The organism is Mesorhizobium sp. M0587 (assembly GCF_040320945.1).
Taxonomy (GTDB): Bacteria; Pseudomonadota; Alphaproteobacteria; order Rhizobiales; family Rhizobiaceae; genus Mesorhizobium.
Map to the genome: position 1 here is coordinate 22,856 of NZ_JAMYQP010000013.1, position 15,059 is coordinate 37,914.

Annotated in this window: 12 protein-coding genes and 1 pseudogene; 10 read left to right on the forward strand and 3 right to left on the reverse strand. The window is 64.1% G+C overall.

Translation table 11 applies throughout. The features are described 5' to 3' along the window. Positions 1–15 precede the first annotated feature (15 nt). The 10 genes and pseudogenes from NKI49_RS14285 (at position 16) to NKI49_RS14330 (ending at position 11,642) form a co-directional block, all read left to right on the forward strand. Positions 16–1,527, forward strand: a complete 1,512-nt coding sequence (locus NKI49_RS14285) for an aldehyde dehydrogenase family protein (RefSeq protein ID WP_352602083.1) — start codon at positions 16–18, stop codon at positions 1,525–1,527. Between the two features lie 58 nt (positions 1,528–1,585). Beyond that, a complete protein-coding gene (locus NKI49_RS14290) occupies positions 1,586–2,839 on the forward strand; it encodes an ABC transporter substrate-binding protein (protein ID WP_352602085.1) in 1,254 nt (417 codons plus the stop codon). Between the two features lie 89 nt (positions 2,840–2,928). Further along, a complete protein-coding gene (locus tag NKI49_RS14295) occupies positions 2,929–3,888 on the forward strand; it encodes a carbohydrate ABC transporter permease (protein ID WP_352602087.1) in 960 nt (319 codons plus the stop codon). Continuing rightward, a complete protein-coding gene (locus NKI49_RS14300) occupies positions 3,885–4,829 on the forward strand; it encodes a carbohydrate ABC transporter permease (RefSeq protein WP_352602089.1) in 945 nt (314 codons plus the stop codon). Before NKI49_RS14295 ends, NKI49_RS14300 begins: the two co-directional genes overlap by 4 nt. Before the next feature lie 4 nt (positions 4,830–4,833). After that, positions 4,834–5,949, forward strand: a complete 1,116-nt coding sequence (locus NKI49_RS14305; RefSeq protein WP_352602091.1) for an ABC transporter ATP-binding protein — start codon at positions 4,834–4,836, stop codon at positions 5,947–5,949. A 3-nt stretch (positions 5,950–5,952) separates the two neighbouring features. Beyond that, positions 5,953–7,449 carry a GMC oxidoreductase gene (locus NKI49_RS14310; protein ID WP_352602093.1) on the forward strand — a complete coding sequence of 499 codons (1,497 nt, stop codon included), beginning with the start codon at positions 5,953–5,955 and terminating at the stop codon, positions 7,447–7,449. Positions 7,450–7,600: 151 nt separating this feature from the next. Continuing rightward, on the forward strand, positions 7,601–8,362 hold the full coding sequence (locus NKI49_RS14315) for a 3-ketoacyl-ACP reductase (RefSeq protein WP_352602095.1): 762 nt from the start codon (positions 7,601–7,603) through the stop codon (positions 8,360–8,362). Positions 8,363–8,374: 12 nt separating this feature from the next. Further along, on the forward strand, positions 8,375–10,003 hold the full coding sequence (locus NKI49_RS14320) for a GMC family oxidoreductase (protein ID WP_352602097.1): 1,629 nt from the start codon (positions 8,375–8,377) through the stop codon (positions 10,001–10,003). Between the two features lie 12 nt (positions 10,004–10,015). Further along, on the forward strand, positions 10,016–10,333 hold the full coding sequence (locus NKI49_RS14325) for a Dabb family protein (protein ID WP_352602100.1): 318 nt from the start codon (positions 10,016–10,018) through the stop codon (positions 10,331–10,333). Positions 10,334–10,423: 90 nt separating this feature from the next. Then, a pseudogene (locus NKI49_RS14330) lies at positions 10,424–11,642 on the forward strand (MFS transporter). 6 nt (positions 11,643–11,648) lie between these two features. Here the strand turns inward: NKI49_RS14330 and NKI49_RS14335 are convergent. The 3 genes from NKI49_RS14335 to NKI49_RS14345 all read right to left on the reverse strand — a co-directional run bounded on the left by NKI49_RS14335 (position 11,649) and on the right by NKI49_RS14345 (position 15,059). Beyond that, positions 11,649–12,494: an EamA family transporter gene (locus NKI49_RS14335; protein ID WP_027024131.1), complete on the reverse strand. Its 846-nt coding sequence runs from the start codon at positions 12,492–12,494 to the stop codon at positions 11,649–11,651. A gap of 7 nt (positions 12,495–12,501) precedes the next feature. After that, a complete protein-coding gene (locus NKI49_RS14340; RefSeq protein WP_352602103.1) occupies positions 12,502–13,419 on the reverse strand; it encodes an endonuclease/exonuclease/phosphatase family protein in 918 nt (305 codons plus the stop codon). Between the two features lie 89 nt (positions 13,420–13,508). Further along, a complete protein-coding gene (locus NKI49_RS14345) occupies positions 13,509–15,059 on the reverse strand; it encodes a cation:proton antiporter (protein WP_352602105.1) in 1,551 nt (516 codons plus the stop codon).

The following is a 15,059-nucleotide window of genomic DNA, read 5'->3' on the forward strand; positions in this document are numbered from 1 at the left end:
GGATTCCGAACGCAGATGAACGCGCCTCTCAACATCGCAATGCCCGCCGAAGCGTCCACGGCGCCGAAAGCCTATCGGCTGCTGATCGACGGCAGACATGTCGATGCCCGCGACGGCCGCACGCTGGACCGCAAAAGCCCTGGCCACGGCTTCACCGTCTCGCGCTATGCACAGGCCGGCGAGGCAGACGTCGAGGCCGCTATGCTGGCCGCGCACAAGGCGTTCGAAACCGGCCCCTGGCCCCGCATGAAGGCTTCCGAGCGCGCCGCGATACTGCTCAAGGTGGCCGACCTGATCGAGGCGCGACTGGAGGGCATCGCCCGGCTCGATGCGCTGGAATCCGGCAAGCCGATCGCCCAGGCGCGCGGCGAGATCGGCGGCGCCGTCGACATCTGGCGCTATGCCGCTTCGCTTGCCCGGACGCTGCATGGCGAGAGCTACGCCAATCTCGGCGACGCCATGCTGGGCGTCGTGCTGCGCGAGCCGATCGGCGTCGTCTCGATCATCACGCCGTGGAATTTCCCCTTCCTGATCGTCAGCCAGAAACTGCCCTTCGCGCTCGCCGCCGGCTGCACGGCGGTGGTCAAGCCGAGCGAAATGACGTCCGCCTCCACCTTCGTCCTCGGCGACATCCTGATCGAGGCCGAGCTGCCCGCCGGTGTGGTCAATGTCCTCGCCGGCCTGGGCGCCGATGTCGGCGCGCCGATGGTCAGCCATCCGCTGGTCGAGATGGTCTCGTTCACCGGTTCCACCCGCGTCGGGAAGATGACGATGGCCTCCGCCGCGCAATCGCTGAAGAAAGTCTCGATGGAACTCGGCGGCAAGAACGGGCAGATCGTGTTCCCCGATGCCGACCTCGAGGCCGCCGCCGATGCGGCTGTCTTCGGCGGCTTCTTCAATGCCGGCGAATGCTGCAATGCCGGCAGCCGGCTGATCGTGCATGAGGCGATCGCCGACGATTTTCTGAGCGCGGTCAAGGCGCTCACCGCCAGGGTGACGGTCGGCGATCCGCTCGATAGCGGAACCAAGGTCGGCGCGATGATCTCGTCGGACCACCTGGCCAAGGTAACGGGTTACATCAAGGCAGCCGAGAACGAGGGCAGCAGCATCTATAGCGGGGGCACGCGGCTGGCCTCCAATGCTGGCCAGTATCTCGACCCGACGATCATCCGCGGCGTGGCCGGGGACATGGCCATCGCCCGCGAGGAAGTGTTCGGCCCAGTACTGTCAGTGCTGACTTTTGAATCGATTGAAAAGGCGTTGCACATCGCCAACGACACGCCCTATGGTTTGTCGGCGGGCGTGTGGAGCGCCAGCATCGACACCTGCATGTCGGTGGCGCGTGGAGTGCGTTCGGGGACCGTTTGGGTGAATACGTTCATGGAAGGTTATCCCGAACTGCCTTTCGGCGGCTACAAACAGTCCGGCCTCGGACGCGAACTCGGCAAACGCGCCGTAGAGGATTATACCGAGGAAAAGACAATCCAGTTTCATCGCGGCCAGCGCACCGGATGGTGGGTCGGCTGAGTTGGGAAGAACCCGGCGGGCTTTCGCCGGTCGTGTAATGCAACAAGGGAGGAAGTACATGTTGCGCAAACTGCTTATCGGAACGGCTCTCGCATCCGGCCTGGCTTTCGCGGCCCATGCCGAGGACGTCAAGGAAGTCCAGATGCTGCATTGGTGGACGTCGGGCGGCGAAGCGGCTGCTCTGAACGTCCTCAAGGGCGATCTCGCCAAGGAAGGCTATGCCTGGAAGGACGTGCCGGTGGCCGGTGGTGGCGGCGACGCCGCCATGACCGCGCTGAAGGCGATGGTCGCGGCCGGCAACTACCCGACCGCCTCGCAGATGCTCGGCTACACCGTGCTCGACTATGCCGCGGCCGGCGTCATGGGCGACCTGACCGAAACGGCCAAGAAGGAAGGTTGGGACAAATCCGTTCCGGCGGCCCTGCAGAAATTCTCCGTCTACGAAGGCAAATGGGTCGCGGCTCCGGTCAACGTCCACTCGGTCAACTGGCTGTGGATCAACAAGGCCGTCATGGACAAGATCGGCGGCATCGAGCCGAAGACCTTCGACGACTTCGTCGCCTTGCTCGACAAGGCCAAGGCGGCAGGCGTGACCCCGCTCGCCCTCGGCGGCCAGAACTGGCAGGAAGCCACCATGTTCGACTCGGTCGTGCTGTCGACCGGCGGACCCGAGTTCTACAAGAAGGCCTTCAACGACCTCGATGACGAGTCTCTCAAGTCGGACACGATGAAGAAGTCGTTCGACAACCTTGCCAAGCTGGTCACCTATGTCGACCCGAATTTCTCCGGCCGCGACTGGAATCTCGCCACCGCCATGGTCATCAAGGGCGATGCGCTGGTGCAGGTCATGGGCGACTGGGCAAAGGGTGAGTTTCACGCCGCCAAGAAGACCCCCGGCACCGACTTCCTGTGCTATCGCTTCCCGGGCACCGACGGCTCCGTGATCTACAACTCCGACATGTTCGGCATGTTCAACGTTCCGGACGACCGCAAGGCCGCCCAGATCGCGTTGGCCACCGCCACCCTGTCCAAGAGCTTCCAGTCGGCGTTCAATGTCGTCAAGGGATCGGTTCCGGCCCGCACCGACGTTCCGGACACTGATTTCGACGCTTGCGGCAAGAAGGGCATGGCCGACCTGAAGCACGCCAACGAAGGCGGCACGCTGTTCGGTTCGCTCGCCCAGGGCTATGGCGCGCCTCCGGCTGTCGCCAACGCCTACAAGGATGTCGTCTCGAAGTTCGTCCATGGCCAGATCAAGACCTCGGACGAGGCTGTGACCGAATTGGTCAAGGCAATCGACGACGCCAAGTAAGCGCCGCGCAGCAAAACACCTTCCCCGCTTCGGCGGGGAAGGTTTCGGTCCGCGAACCTGGTGGGCCGCGCGTCGACGGGAGGAGCCCTATGAGTACGGTTGCGACAAGCCAGATCAAGCTGACGCCGGAGCATGACGCCCATCCGCGCGCCTCGGTGCGTTCGCGCCTGCAGGATGCGCTGCCGAAGATCGTGCTGGCGCCGAGCTTCGCCATCACCATCGTCTTCGTCTACGGCTTCATCCTGTGGACGATCTATCTGTCCTTCACCAATTCCAAGACCTTCCCGTCCTACGCCATCACGGGCGCGCGCGCCTATCAGCGGCTATGGGGCTGGACCTTCGACACCGACCCGCCATCGAGCTGGTACACGTCGATCACCAATATGGGCATTTTCGGCTTTCTCTACATCCTGATCTGCCTGGCGCTCGGCCTGTTCCTGGCCATCCTGCTCGATCAGAAGATCCGCGGCGAAGGCGTGCTGCGTCCGATCTATCTCTACCCGATGGCGCTGTCCTTCATCGTCACCGGCGTTGCCTGGAAATGGTTTCTCGATCCCGGCCTCGGCCTCGAACAGACGCTGCATCAATGGGGTTGGACGAGCTTCCATTTCGACTGGATCAAGAACAAGGATTTCGTCATCTACACGGTGGTTATCGCCGGCGTCTGGCAGGCCTCCGGCTTCATCATGGCGATGTTCCTGGCCGGCCTGCGCGGCATCGACGGCGAGATCATGAAGGCGGCGCAGATCGATGGTGCCACCACCTTCCAGCTCTACCGCCGCATCGTCATTCCGCTGCTGCGGCCGATCTTCCTGTCGGCTTTCATCGTGCTCGCCCACCTCGCCATCAAATCCTATGACCTGGTCGTGGCGCTGACCAGCGGCGGCCCCGGCGGCTCGGCCTGGCTGCCGTCCAACTTCATGTACGAGTACACGTTCAAGCGCAACGAAATGGCCGTCGGTTCGGCCAGCGCCGTGATCATGCTCATGACCATCGTTGCCATCATCGTGCCCTATCTCTATTCGGAACTGAGGGAGAAGCCGCGATGAGTTCTGTCGCCACTCCCGCCCGCCAGGCCACCGGCGGCCTCAACGTCAAGGTCGTCAACCGCATCGTCATCTACGGGCTGCTGACGCTATTCGCGCTGTTCTACCTGATGCCGCTGTTCGTCATGCTGGTCACCTCGTTCAAGACCATGGACGAGATCCAGAACGGCAACATGCTGGCGCTACCCCAGGCGCCGACGTTCGATCCGTGGCTGAAGGCCTGGGGCGAGACCTGCGTCGGGCTCACCTGCGCCGGCATCAAGGGCTATTTCTGGAACTCCATCAAGATGGTGGTTCCGGCCGTGTTGATCTCGACCATGCTCGGCGCGCTCAACGGTTACGTGCTGACCAAATGGCGTTTTCGCGGCGCGACGCTGGTGTTCGGGCTGATGCTGTTCGCCTGCTTCATCCCGTTCCAGTCCGTGCTGCTGCCGATGGCGACGATCCTCGGCAGCCTTGGCCGTTTCGGCGTGTCGCTGCAGAACACGGTCGGAACCAGCTTTGGCCTCGGCAACCCGACCGTCAATCTCGTCTTCGTCCACGTCGTCTACGGCATCGGTTTCACCACGCTGTTCTTCCGCAACTATTACGAGGCGTTCCCGACGGAACTGGTCAAGGCGGCGCAGGTCGACGGCGCCTCCTTCTTCCAGATCTTTCGCCGCATCATGCTGCCGAACTCGATGCCGATCTTCGTCGTCACGGTCATTTATCAGTTCACCAATATCTGGAACGACTTCCTCTTCGCTTCCGCCTACGCCGGCACCGGTGACTCCATGCCGATGACGGTGGCGCTCAACAACGTCGTCAACACCTCGACCGGCGTCGTCGAATACAACGTCAACATGGCGGCCGCGATGATCGCTGCGTTGCCCACCCTTCTCGTTTATGTGCTCGCCGGCCGCTACTTCGTACGCGGTCTCATGGCTGGCGCCGTCAAAGGATAATCCGATGGCTTTTCTGGAAATTGATGGTTTGAGAAAGCGCTTCGGCCACGTCGAGATCCTCAAGGGGATCGACCTGGAGCTGGAAAAAGGCGGCTTCCTGGTGCTGGTCGGTCCCTCCGGCTGCGGCAAGTCCACGCTGCTCAACACCATTGCCGGGCTGGAGACGATCACGTCGGGCGAAATACGCGTCGACGGCCGCACCATCAACGATCTGCATCCGTCCAAGCGCGACATCGCCATGGTGTTCCAGAGCTATGCGCTCTACCCGAACATGACCGTGGCCGGCAACATCGCCTTCGGCATGGAGATGCGCGGCGTACCGGCGGCAGAGCGCCAAAAGGCGATCGACAAGGTGGCCAAGGTCTTGCAGATCGGCCATCTCCTGCAACGCAAGCCGAGCCAGTTGTCCGGAGGCCAGCGCCAGCGCGTCGCCATGGGCCGGGCACTGGTGCGCGACCCGAAACTGTTCCTGTTCGACGAGCCGCTGTCCAACCTCGACGCCAAGCTGCGCGTCGACATGCGTATCGAGATCAAGCGCCTGCATGCGACCACCGGCACGACGATCGTCTACGTCACCCACGACCAGATCGAAGCGATGACGCTGGCGACCAAGATCGCCGTCATGCGCGACGGCGAGGTGCAGCAGTTCGGCACGCCGGCCGAGATCTACAACAACCCGGCCAATATCTTCGTTGCCGATTTCATGGGCTCACCGGCGATGAACCTGATTCCAGCGACGATCGGCGACAATGGCGGCGGGCTGGCTGTCGTGCTCGACCGCGAGGCGCGGCAGCCGATATCGCTGCCGATGGCCAATGCGCCGGCCGGGCTGGCGGCGTTCAAGGGCAAGCCGATCATCTTCGGCGTCCGCCCGGAAGCATTGACCGATCCGGAAGGTGCCGAGCGCAACGCCTCGCACATCGCCACCGCCGATTGCCATATCGAGGTCGTCGAGCCGGCCGGCTCCGATACCTTTGCCGTCACCAATCTCGGCGGCAAAGGCGTGGTGGCGCGGTTGCGCGCCGACGCCAACATCCAGCCCGGCACCAGCACGCCGCTCGCCTTCAACCTGACCAAGGCGGTGTTCTTCGATCCGGCGACCGAGAACCGCATTCTCTAGGCCATGACCAGCCCCGACATCGTCATCATCGGCTCCGGCATTGGCGGCGCAACGATCGCTTCCGGCCTCGCCGGCAGCGGCGCCTCGATCCTGATGCTGGAACGCGGCGAGTCGTTGCCTGCAACGCCGCACGCACGCGACACGCGGTCAATCTTCGTCGACGGCCATTATCGACCGAAGGAGATGTGGCGCGAAGCCGGCGGGGCGGCCTTCAATCCCGGTAATTATTACTATGTCGGCGGCAATTCGAAATTCTACGGCGCGGTGCTGATCCGCTACCGCAAAGAAGACTTTTCCGCCATGGAGCACTTTGGCGGCGTCTCGCCGGCCTGGCCGTTTTCGTATGAGGAGTTCGAGCCCTGGTATTCCAGGGCCGAGCAGCTGTTTCGCGTGCGCGGCACGCTCGGCGAAGATCCGACCGAGCCGTTCCACTCTATCCCCTATGCCTTCGAGCCGGTGCCCGACGAGGCACCGATCGCGCGCGCCCGCGCCGAACTCAAGGGCCTCGGCCTGCATCCGGCCTCCCTGCCGCTCGGCGTCGACATCGACACTTGGCTGAAGGAGGGCAAGACCGGTTGGGATGCTTTCCCCAACACCGGCCACGGCAAGATCGACGCGCAATCGGGGCCGCTGACGGCAGCCCTGGCAGACGCCAACATCCGGCTCGACACCGGCGCCCATGTCGAGTACCTCGAAGCCTCGCCCGACGGCAAAACCATAGCGGCCATCCACTATCGGCAGAATGGCGCGCTGAAGAAAGTGTCGCCTAGGCTGGTCATCCTCGCCGCCGGCGCGGTCAATTCCGCCGTCATCCTGCTGCGCTCGCCCTCTGCTGACGGCAAAGGCCTTGCCAACCGCTCCGACCAGGTCGGCCGCAATTTCATGAATCACAATTCCAGCGCCATGCTGGCCATCGATCCGCGCCGCCGCAACGACGCCGTCTACCAGAAGACGCTGATGCTCAACGACTATTATCTGTCCGACGGCAAGGGCGGCAAGCCGCTCGGCAACGTCCAGCTGCTCGGCAAGATCGATGGCAACATGCTGAGGGCCAATATAAAGTTCGCGCCGAAATTCGCGCTCGATTTCATGGCCGGCCACGCCATCGATTGGTACCTGATGTGCGAGGACCTGCCTGATCCAGAGAGCCGCATCATGGTCGACGGCAAGGACACCGTCATGCAGTGGCGGCGCTCCAACATGCAGTCGCTCGACGGGCTGACCAAGGTGATGCGCGAAAACTTCCGTGCCTGCGGCTACCCGATCGTGCTGTCGCGCCCCTTCGACAAGCGCACGCCGTCGCACCAGTGCGGCACGGTGAGGATGGGCGATGACCCGGCCACCGCGCCGCTCGACCCGTTCTGCCGTGCCTTCGACCACCCGAACCTGTTCGTCGTCGACGGCAGTTTTTTGCCGAACTCGGCTGCGGTCAACCCGGCGCTGTCGATCGCCGCCCAGGCATTGAGGGTGGCCGAGCATATTCGCAAGAGCGCGCTATGACAGGCTTGCGCGGCCCCTCATCCGCCTACCGGCACCTTCTCCCCGTAAACGGGGAGAAGAAAGAAGGCATCCTTCTCCCCGTCACTATACGGGGAGAAGTGCCCGGCAGGGCGATGAGGGGCGGCGCCGACATCCGCAAGGCTGCGCTCCAATGACCCGCCCCGCTGCTATCGTCACCGGAGGCGCGCGCGGCATTGGGCTCGCCTGTGCCGAGGCGCTTGCCGATGCCGGCTTCGACATTCTGGTCGCCGACCTCGCTGAAAACCCCGATGACAAACTTGCTGCCGACATCGCCGCCCGCGACGCAAAATTCGCCTATGTCAGCTGCGACATCGCCGATCTCGCAAGCCACACTCCACTCGTCGAAGCCGCGATCAGCGCCTTCGGACGCATCGACTGCCTGGTCAACAATGCCGGCGTCGGCGCCGTGGTGCGTGGCGACCTGCTGGAGCTCAAGCCTGAAAATTTCGACCGCATACTGGGCATCAACCTGCGCGGCACGGTCTTCCTCAGCCAGGCCGTCGCCAAGGCGATGCTGGCTCTACCGGTCGATCATCCCCGGTCGATCATCACCATCACCTCCGTCAGCGCCGAAATGGCCTCGCCGGAGCGGCCGGATTACTGCATCTCGAAAGCCGGGCTTTCGATGTGGGTGAAAAACCTGGCGCTCAGGCTCGCCCCCGAAAATATCGGCGTGTTCGAGCTGCGGCCCGGCATCATCCGCACCGACATGACGGCGGGCGTGACCGCCAAATACGATGCGCTCATCGATGGTGGCCTGGTGCCGGCAAAACGCTGGGGCGAAGCGTCAGACATCGGCGCTGTGGTGGCGACGCTTGCCGCCGGCAGGCTCGGCTTTTCGACCGGATCGATCATCAATGTCGACGGCGCGCTCTCCGTGCCGCGGCTGTAAGTGGATAGTGTCATGACCGACTACGTCATCGTGGGCGCCGGCCCGGCCGGCTGCGTTCTGGCCAACCGGCTGAGCGAGGATCCGATGAATTCCGTGTTGCTGCTGGAAGCCGGCGGCAAGGACTGGCATCCTTATATCCATATGCCGGCGGGCTTCGCCAAGATGACCAAGGGCATTGCGTCCTGGGGCTGGTCGACGGTGCCGCAGAGGCACATGAGGGATCGTGTCTTCTGGTACACGCAGGCCAAGGTGGTCGGCGGCGGCTCCTCCATCAACGCCCAGATCTATACGCGCGGCAATGCCCGCGACTACGACGCCTGGGAGAAGGAAGAAGGCCTGACCGGCTGGGGCTATCGCGACGTGCTGCCCTATTTCAAGCGCGCCGAGAACAACCAGCGCTACGCCAACGACTTTCATGGCGACCAGGGGCCGCTCGGCGTGTCGAACCCGATTTCGCCGCTGCCGATCTGCGAGGCCTATTTCCGCGCCGGCCAGGAGATGGGCATTCCCTTCAACCCGGATTTCAACGGCGCTGCCCAAGAAGGCGTCGGCTATTACCAACTGACCCAGAAGGATGCCCGGCGTTCCTCCGCCTCGGTCGCCTACCTCAACCCGATCCGCGCCCGCAGGAATCTCACTGTCCGGACCGACGTGCTGGTGACCCGTATCGTCGTCGAGAAAGGCCGCGCCGTCGGCGTCGAAATCGTCGACAGACCGGGCGGCGAGAAGACAATCCTGCGCGCCGAACGCGAGGTGATCGTCTCGTCCGGCGCCATCGGCTCGCCGAAGCTGCTGATGCAGTCGGGCATCGGCCCGGCCGACCATCTGAAATCGGTCGGCGTTACGCCGGTTCACGACCTGCCCGGCGTCGGCTCCAACATGCAGGACCATCTCGATCTGTTCGTCATCGCCGAATGCACCGGCGACCACACCTATGACAACTACGCCAAGCTGCACCGCACGGCCTGGGCGGGGCTACAATATCTGCTTTTCAAGAACGGACCGGTCGCCTCGAGCCTGTTCGAGACCGGCGGCTTCTGGTACGCCGACCCCACAGCCGCCTCGCCCGACATCCAGTTCCATCTCGGCTTGGGATCCGGCATCGAGGCCGGCGTCGAGAAGCTGAAAAATCCCGGCGTCACCTTGAATTCAGCCTTCCTGCGGCCGCGCTCGCGCGGCACGGTGCGGCTGAAGAGCGGCGATCCGGCCGACCATCCGCTGATCGATCCGAACTACTGGTCCGATCCCTATGACCGCGCCATGTCGATCAAGGGACTGCGGCTGGCGCGCGAGATCATGCGACAGAAGGCGCTTGCCCCCTACGTGCTGCGCGAAGTGCTGCCCGGCCCGTCGCTCGCCAGCGACGACGAGCTGTTCGACTATGCCTGCCGAAGCTCCAAGACCGACCATCATCCCGTCGGCACCTGCCGCATGGGCCATGACGACATGGCGGTCGTGACACCGGACCTCAGGCTGCGCGGCATTGAGGGCCTGCGCGTCTGCGACGCCTCGGTGATGCCGCGCGTCCCCTCCTCCAACACCAATGCACCGACCATCATGGTCGGCGAAAAAGGCGCCGATTTGGTGCTCGGCCGCGACCCGCTGCCGCCGGCGGTGTTTTCCGGCAACCGCGCGGCTTGAAGGAACGAGAAGATGATCAGGCACTGTGTATTCGTCAAATTCCGCAATGATGCCAGCATCGCCGAGCGTGCGGCGATCCACGCCGATCTCGAGGCGCTGCGGCAGGTGATCGACGGCATGGACACAGTCGAGTTCAGCGTCAATGCTAGCCCGGAGCCGTTCGCGCGCGGCTTTACGCACGGCTTCACCATCGACTTCCGCGATGCCGCCGCTCGTGACGCCTATCTGGTGCATGAAGCGCACCAGCGCGCTGGCGCCAGGCTGGTTGCCGCACTCGAAGGCGGCACCGATGGACTGATGGTTTTCGATCTCGACCTTACGAAAAAGTGACCGCCGGTTTTTCGAAAGCCGGCTGATCGCTGTTCTCTTTTGCCAGCTGGGCGGCATATCGTCGTTTGGGGGTCGCAAGGGAGGACTGTCTTGACCCTCAATACCCAGCAAAAGAAAACTGTCCTCGCCTCATTTCTTGGCTGGACGCTCGACGCTTTTGATTTCTTCCTTCTGACATTCCTGCTCACGGACATTGCAACTGAATTCCAGACGGACGTCCCGGCAGTTTCCAAGGCGCTGTTCCTGACTTTGGCGATGCGGTTCATCGGCGCGTTCTTCTTCGGCATGCTCGCCGACAAATATGGGCGCAAGCCCATCCTCATGCTCAACATCGTCAGCTACTCGGTGATCGGGGCGCTGGCTGCGTTCTCACCCAATCTCGGGATCTTCCTGGCGCCTACGCGCCTTGTTCGGCATCGCCATGGGCGGCGAATGGGGGCTTGGCAGTTCGCTGGCCATGGAATCCATCCCGCCCAACGCGCGTGGCATGGTGTCTGGCATCCTGCAATGTGGCTATCCGGCCGGTTACCTCCTGGCGGCGGTGGTTTACGGCTTGCTCTACCAGCAGACGATCTACGGCTACACGATCGGCTGGCGCGCCATGTTCCTGCTCAGCTTCGTTCCGGCGCTGATCGTGCTGTTCATCCGCTCGCATGTGCCGGAATCGCCGGCCTTCGTCGAGGCGCGGAAGACGGCCAGACCGGGCCTGCTGGAGACACTGCAAAAACACTGGCGCGTCGCGCTCTACGCCGTCGTGCTGATGATGTTCTTCAATTTCTTCAGCCATGGCACGCAGGACCTCTACCCGACCTTCCTGAAGAAGCAGCATGGCTTCGATCCGCAGACGGTGAGCTGGATCACGATCGTCGCCAATATCGGTGCCATCGTCGGCGGCCTGGCGTTCGGCGTGTTGTCCGAGAAGATCGGCCGCGTCAACGCCATTACGCTCGCGTGTCTGATCGCGCTGCCTTCGATCCCGCTATGGGCCTACAGCTCGACGCCCTTCATGCTCGCCATCGGCGCCTTCGTCATGCAGGTGGCCGTCCAGGGTGCCTGGGGCGTTATCCCGGTGCACCTCAACGAGCTCTCACCCGGATCCGTGCGCGCGACCTTGCCCGGCTTTATCTACCAGGCCGGCAATCTCGCCGCGTCCTATGGCGGCCCATACCAGGCCGGCATCGCCGAAGCCGCTGGGGGCAGCTATGGCTACGCGCTGGCGCTTTTTGCCGGCGTGGTCGCAATCTGCATCATCGTCGTCATCCGCTTCAGTCCGGAACGGCGCGGCCAGGTGATGACGGTACTCGGGTGACGGCAGCTAACCCAGCCGGAGCGCCACGACACCGGCGACGATGCTGAGCGCGGCAGCGCCGCGCCAGCCTGTCATCTTCTCGCCGAGCGCGAAGACCGAGATCACCATGGCGAACAGGATCGAGGTTTCGCGCAGCGAGGCCACCGAGGCGATCGGTGCCTTGGTCATCGCCCACATCACGATCCAGTAGGCGGCACCGCTGAGCACGCCGGTGAACAGCCCGGCTTTCCAGTCCCGCGCCAGCACCGGCAGCGCTTTGGGCCCACGGAAGACGAGGCACACCGCCAGGGCCCCAAAAGCATCGCAGATGAACAGCCAGGCGGCATAGCTCTGCGCGGTTGCGGCCAGCCGCGCGCCGCTGCCGTCGGACAGCGTGTAGCTGGCAATGAAGATCGAGGTGCACAACGCGAAGCCGACAGCGCGCAGATTCAGCCTTTCCAGATGCGCACCGCCGCGAAACGACATCACCAGTGTTCCGGCCGACAACAGGAAAATACCCAGAATGGCAAGCGGCGCCGGAACCTCGGCGACGACGAACATGCCGCCAAGGGCTGCCAGCAGCGGCGCCGTGCCGCGCGCCAGCGGATAGGTCTGGGCGAAATCGCCGGCCCGGTAGGCGCCGATCAGGAACGTGCGGTAACCCATGTGAAAGAACACCGAGGCGATTATGTAGGGCCAGACCTCGGCCCGCGGCACCTCGACGAAGGGCAGCACCATGAGTGCGGCGGTGCCCATGCCGAGCGTCATCAGCGTGATCGACAGGAAGCGGTCGAGATGGACCTTGACCAGCGCGTTCCAGATCGCGTGCATAGCGGCGGCGGCAAGCACCGCGAAGAAGACGAAGAGCGTCATGTGCGGCTCATCGGCCTCCGGGAATGGTGCTGATGCCCGGCGTTTCCAGGTCGATATCGACCCGCAACGGGAAATGATCCGACGCGACCTCGCCGATGTCGGCGCTGATCGAGCGAACGCGCCCGGCGAACATGCCGCCGACGAAGCAATGGTCGAGCCGACGCTTTGCGAGCTGGCCGTCGATGGTCTTTACATGGGTATGGAAATCGCCGCTCGGCTCGCTGGCAACAGCAGCAGCATCGACGAAACCGTCGAGATAGGCCGCTCCGCGATGATAGGGCGTGTTGCCGACGATGCGGCGGTATTCGGCGCTGCCTGGCTCCATGTTGAAATCGCCCAGCCAGATCGCCGCCAGCGGATTTTCCGGTTCTGGCTCGCCGTGTGTCCAGTTGCGCGACGGCTCGTCATCGGCGCCGCTCCACGGCCCGCCATCGAACGGCGCCCGGCTGTGCTGCGCCAAGAGATAGTCTATCTGCTCCAGCCGTTCCTCGGCCGCGATATGGGCGAGATGCAGCGACAGCACCCGCACCGGGCCGGCCGGCGTGCGGATCATGCACTCGAGCGCCGCGTTGCGGGTATTGAGCGGCCGCAGCGTGCGGCGCATCGGCAGCGAATGCAGCCGCGACCAGACGATCGGCAGCTTCGACAGCACCATGGTGCCGAACTGCCGGCGACGGTTGACCAGGCGGCCGTCGCGCCACTCGCTGGCATCCATGTCGAAGGCTGGCCCGTAGACCCAGTGGTAGTCCGGCAAGAGCCGCGAAAGCAGTTCTGGCTGGTCGTCATGATTGCTGCGCTGCCAGTGCCGCTCGACTTCCTGCAGCGCAACGATGTCGGCGCCGTCAACGATGCGCGCGGCGCGCGAAAGATCGTAGCGGCCGTCGCTGCCGAACCCGTACTGGATGTTGTAGCTGACCAGCTTCATTGCTTATCCGGCTCAATTTCGACGAAGGCAGTAGCGGTTCGGCGGATCGGTTGCAATGTGCCGGGCGAATGGCGGAGCTAGGCCAGCGGCTAGGTCGTCAGCGGTTGGAACCGGCCGGCCGGCGAAGCCGCCAGTTCCGTCCAGTCGATCTCCTCCTCCAGGCGGTGATAGGCCTCGTCGCCGATCGTGCCGTTTCGGCGCAGCTCCTCCAGCTGATCGCGCTGGCTCTTGATGGCATAGAGGCGCAGCCTGTCATACTCGGTCGCTGCCTGGGCATCCTCGGGATTTTCGGCGATGGTGCGCTGGGCGGCATATTGCTCCCGCACCGCGGCCGCCGCATCCGACGTCTTGCGGCTCAACACATTGAGCGCGGCCTGCATGATGGCGACACGCGCCTGCGCAACCTCCCGGTCGACCGTCTCGTCCGGCTCAAGATCGAGGATGTGCAGCAGCGGCTTGAGGCTCACGCCTTGCAGCACCAGTGTGCCGAGGACGACGGTGAATGCGGCGAGCACGATCGGGTCGCGCCCGGGAAAGTCCTGCGGCAAGGCAAACGCCGCCGCCAGCGTCACCAGTCCGCGCATGCCGCACCAGCTGATCAGCACGCCGCCACGGACCGAGGGCGCATCCCTCTGCCGGTCCGCGTTCCCGGATCGGGCAAGCCGCCGGATGATCACGCCGCAGCCCATCACCCAGACGAAACGCGAAACGATGACGACGGCCAGAACCGCCGCGGCAAACAGGAATGCGCTGGTCTGCCCGGCGCCGGTCAGCCGCTCCACGATCGACCGCGCCTGCAGGCCCATCAGCACGAAAGCCAGCACGTTGAGCACGAAGACGGCGGTTTCCCAGACCGAGTAGGAGCTGATGCGCTTTCTTGCCGACATACGGCGCGGCGCCGTCTGCGCGATGGTCATGGCGTAGACGACTATGGTGATGATGGCGGAAAGTCCGAGCTTGTCGGCCAGGATCCAGACGCCGAAAGTGCCTGCGAACTGCACCACCGTCCCGCTCGCGGCGTCTTCGATGCGGCTGAGCGTGGCAAGCGACAAGCGGCCGAGCACGTAGCCCGCGACAAGGCTTCCAACCGTCGACAGCGCAATCATGGGCGCCGCACTGCTCAGCAGGACCGGGCCGAGTGCCGCGCCCACCGCGATGCGGTAGATCAGCAGCGCGGTCGCGTCGTTGAGCAGGCTTTCGCCTTGCAGGATAGCGGTGATGCGGTGCGGCACCTTGAACTGGCCGAGCACGGCCGAGGCTGCGACGGCGTCGGGTGGCGCAACGATGGCGCCGAGCGCAATGGCGGCCGCGACCGGCAGGCCTGCCATCTTCCACCCGACCAGCGCCACTGCCATCGTCGTGAAGAGGACGGCTCCGAGCGCCAGCAGCACGAGCGGTACGCGATAACGATTGAGGTCACGCAAGGATGTGTCATAGGCGGCATCGAGCAGAACCGGCGCGATGAACAATGCAAGCGCCAGTTCCGGGTCGATCTCTATAATCGGCACGCCAGGTACGAAGGCGATGCCCGCGCCCGCCAGTGCCAGCAAGGACGGATAGGGAACCTGCACGCGACGCGACAATGCCGTCAGCGCGACGGCGATCAACAGCAGAACCAGCGTCAGTTCGAACAGGGCCAT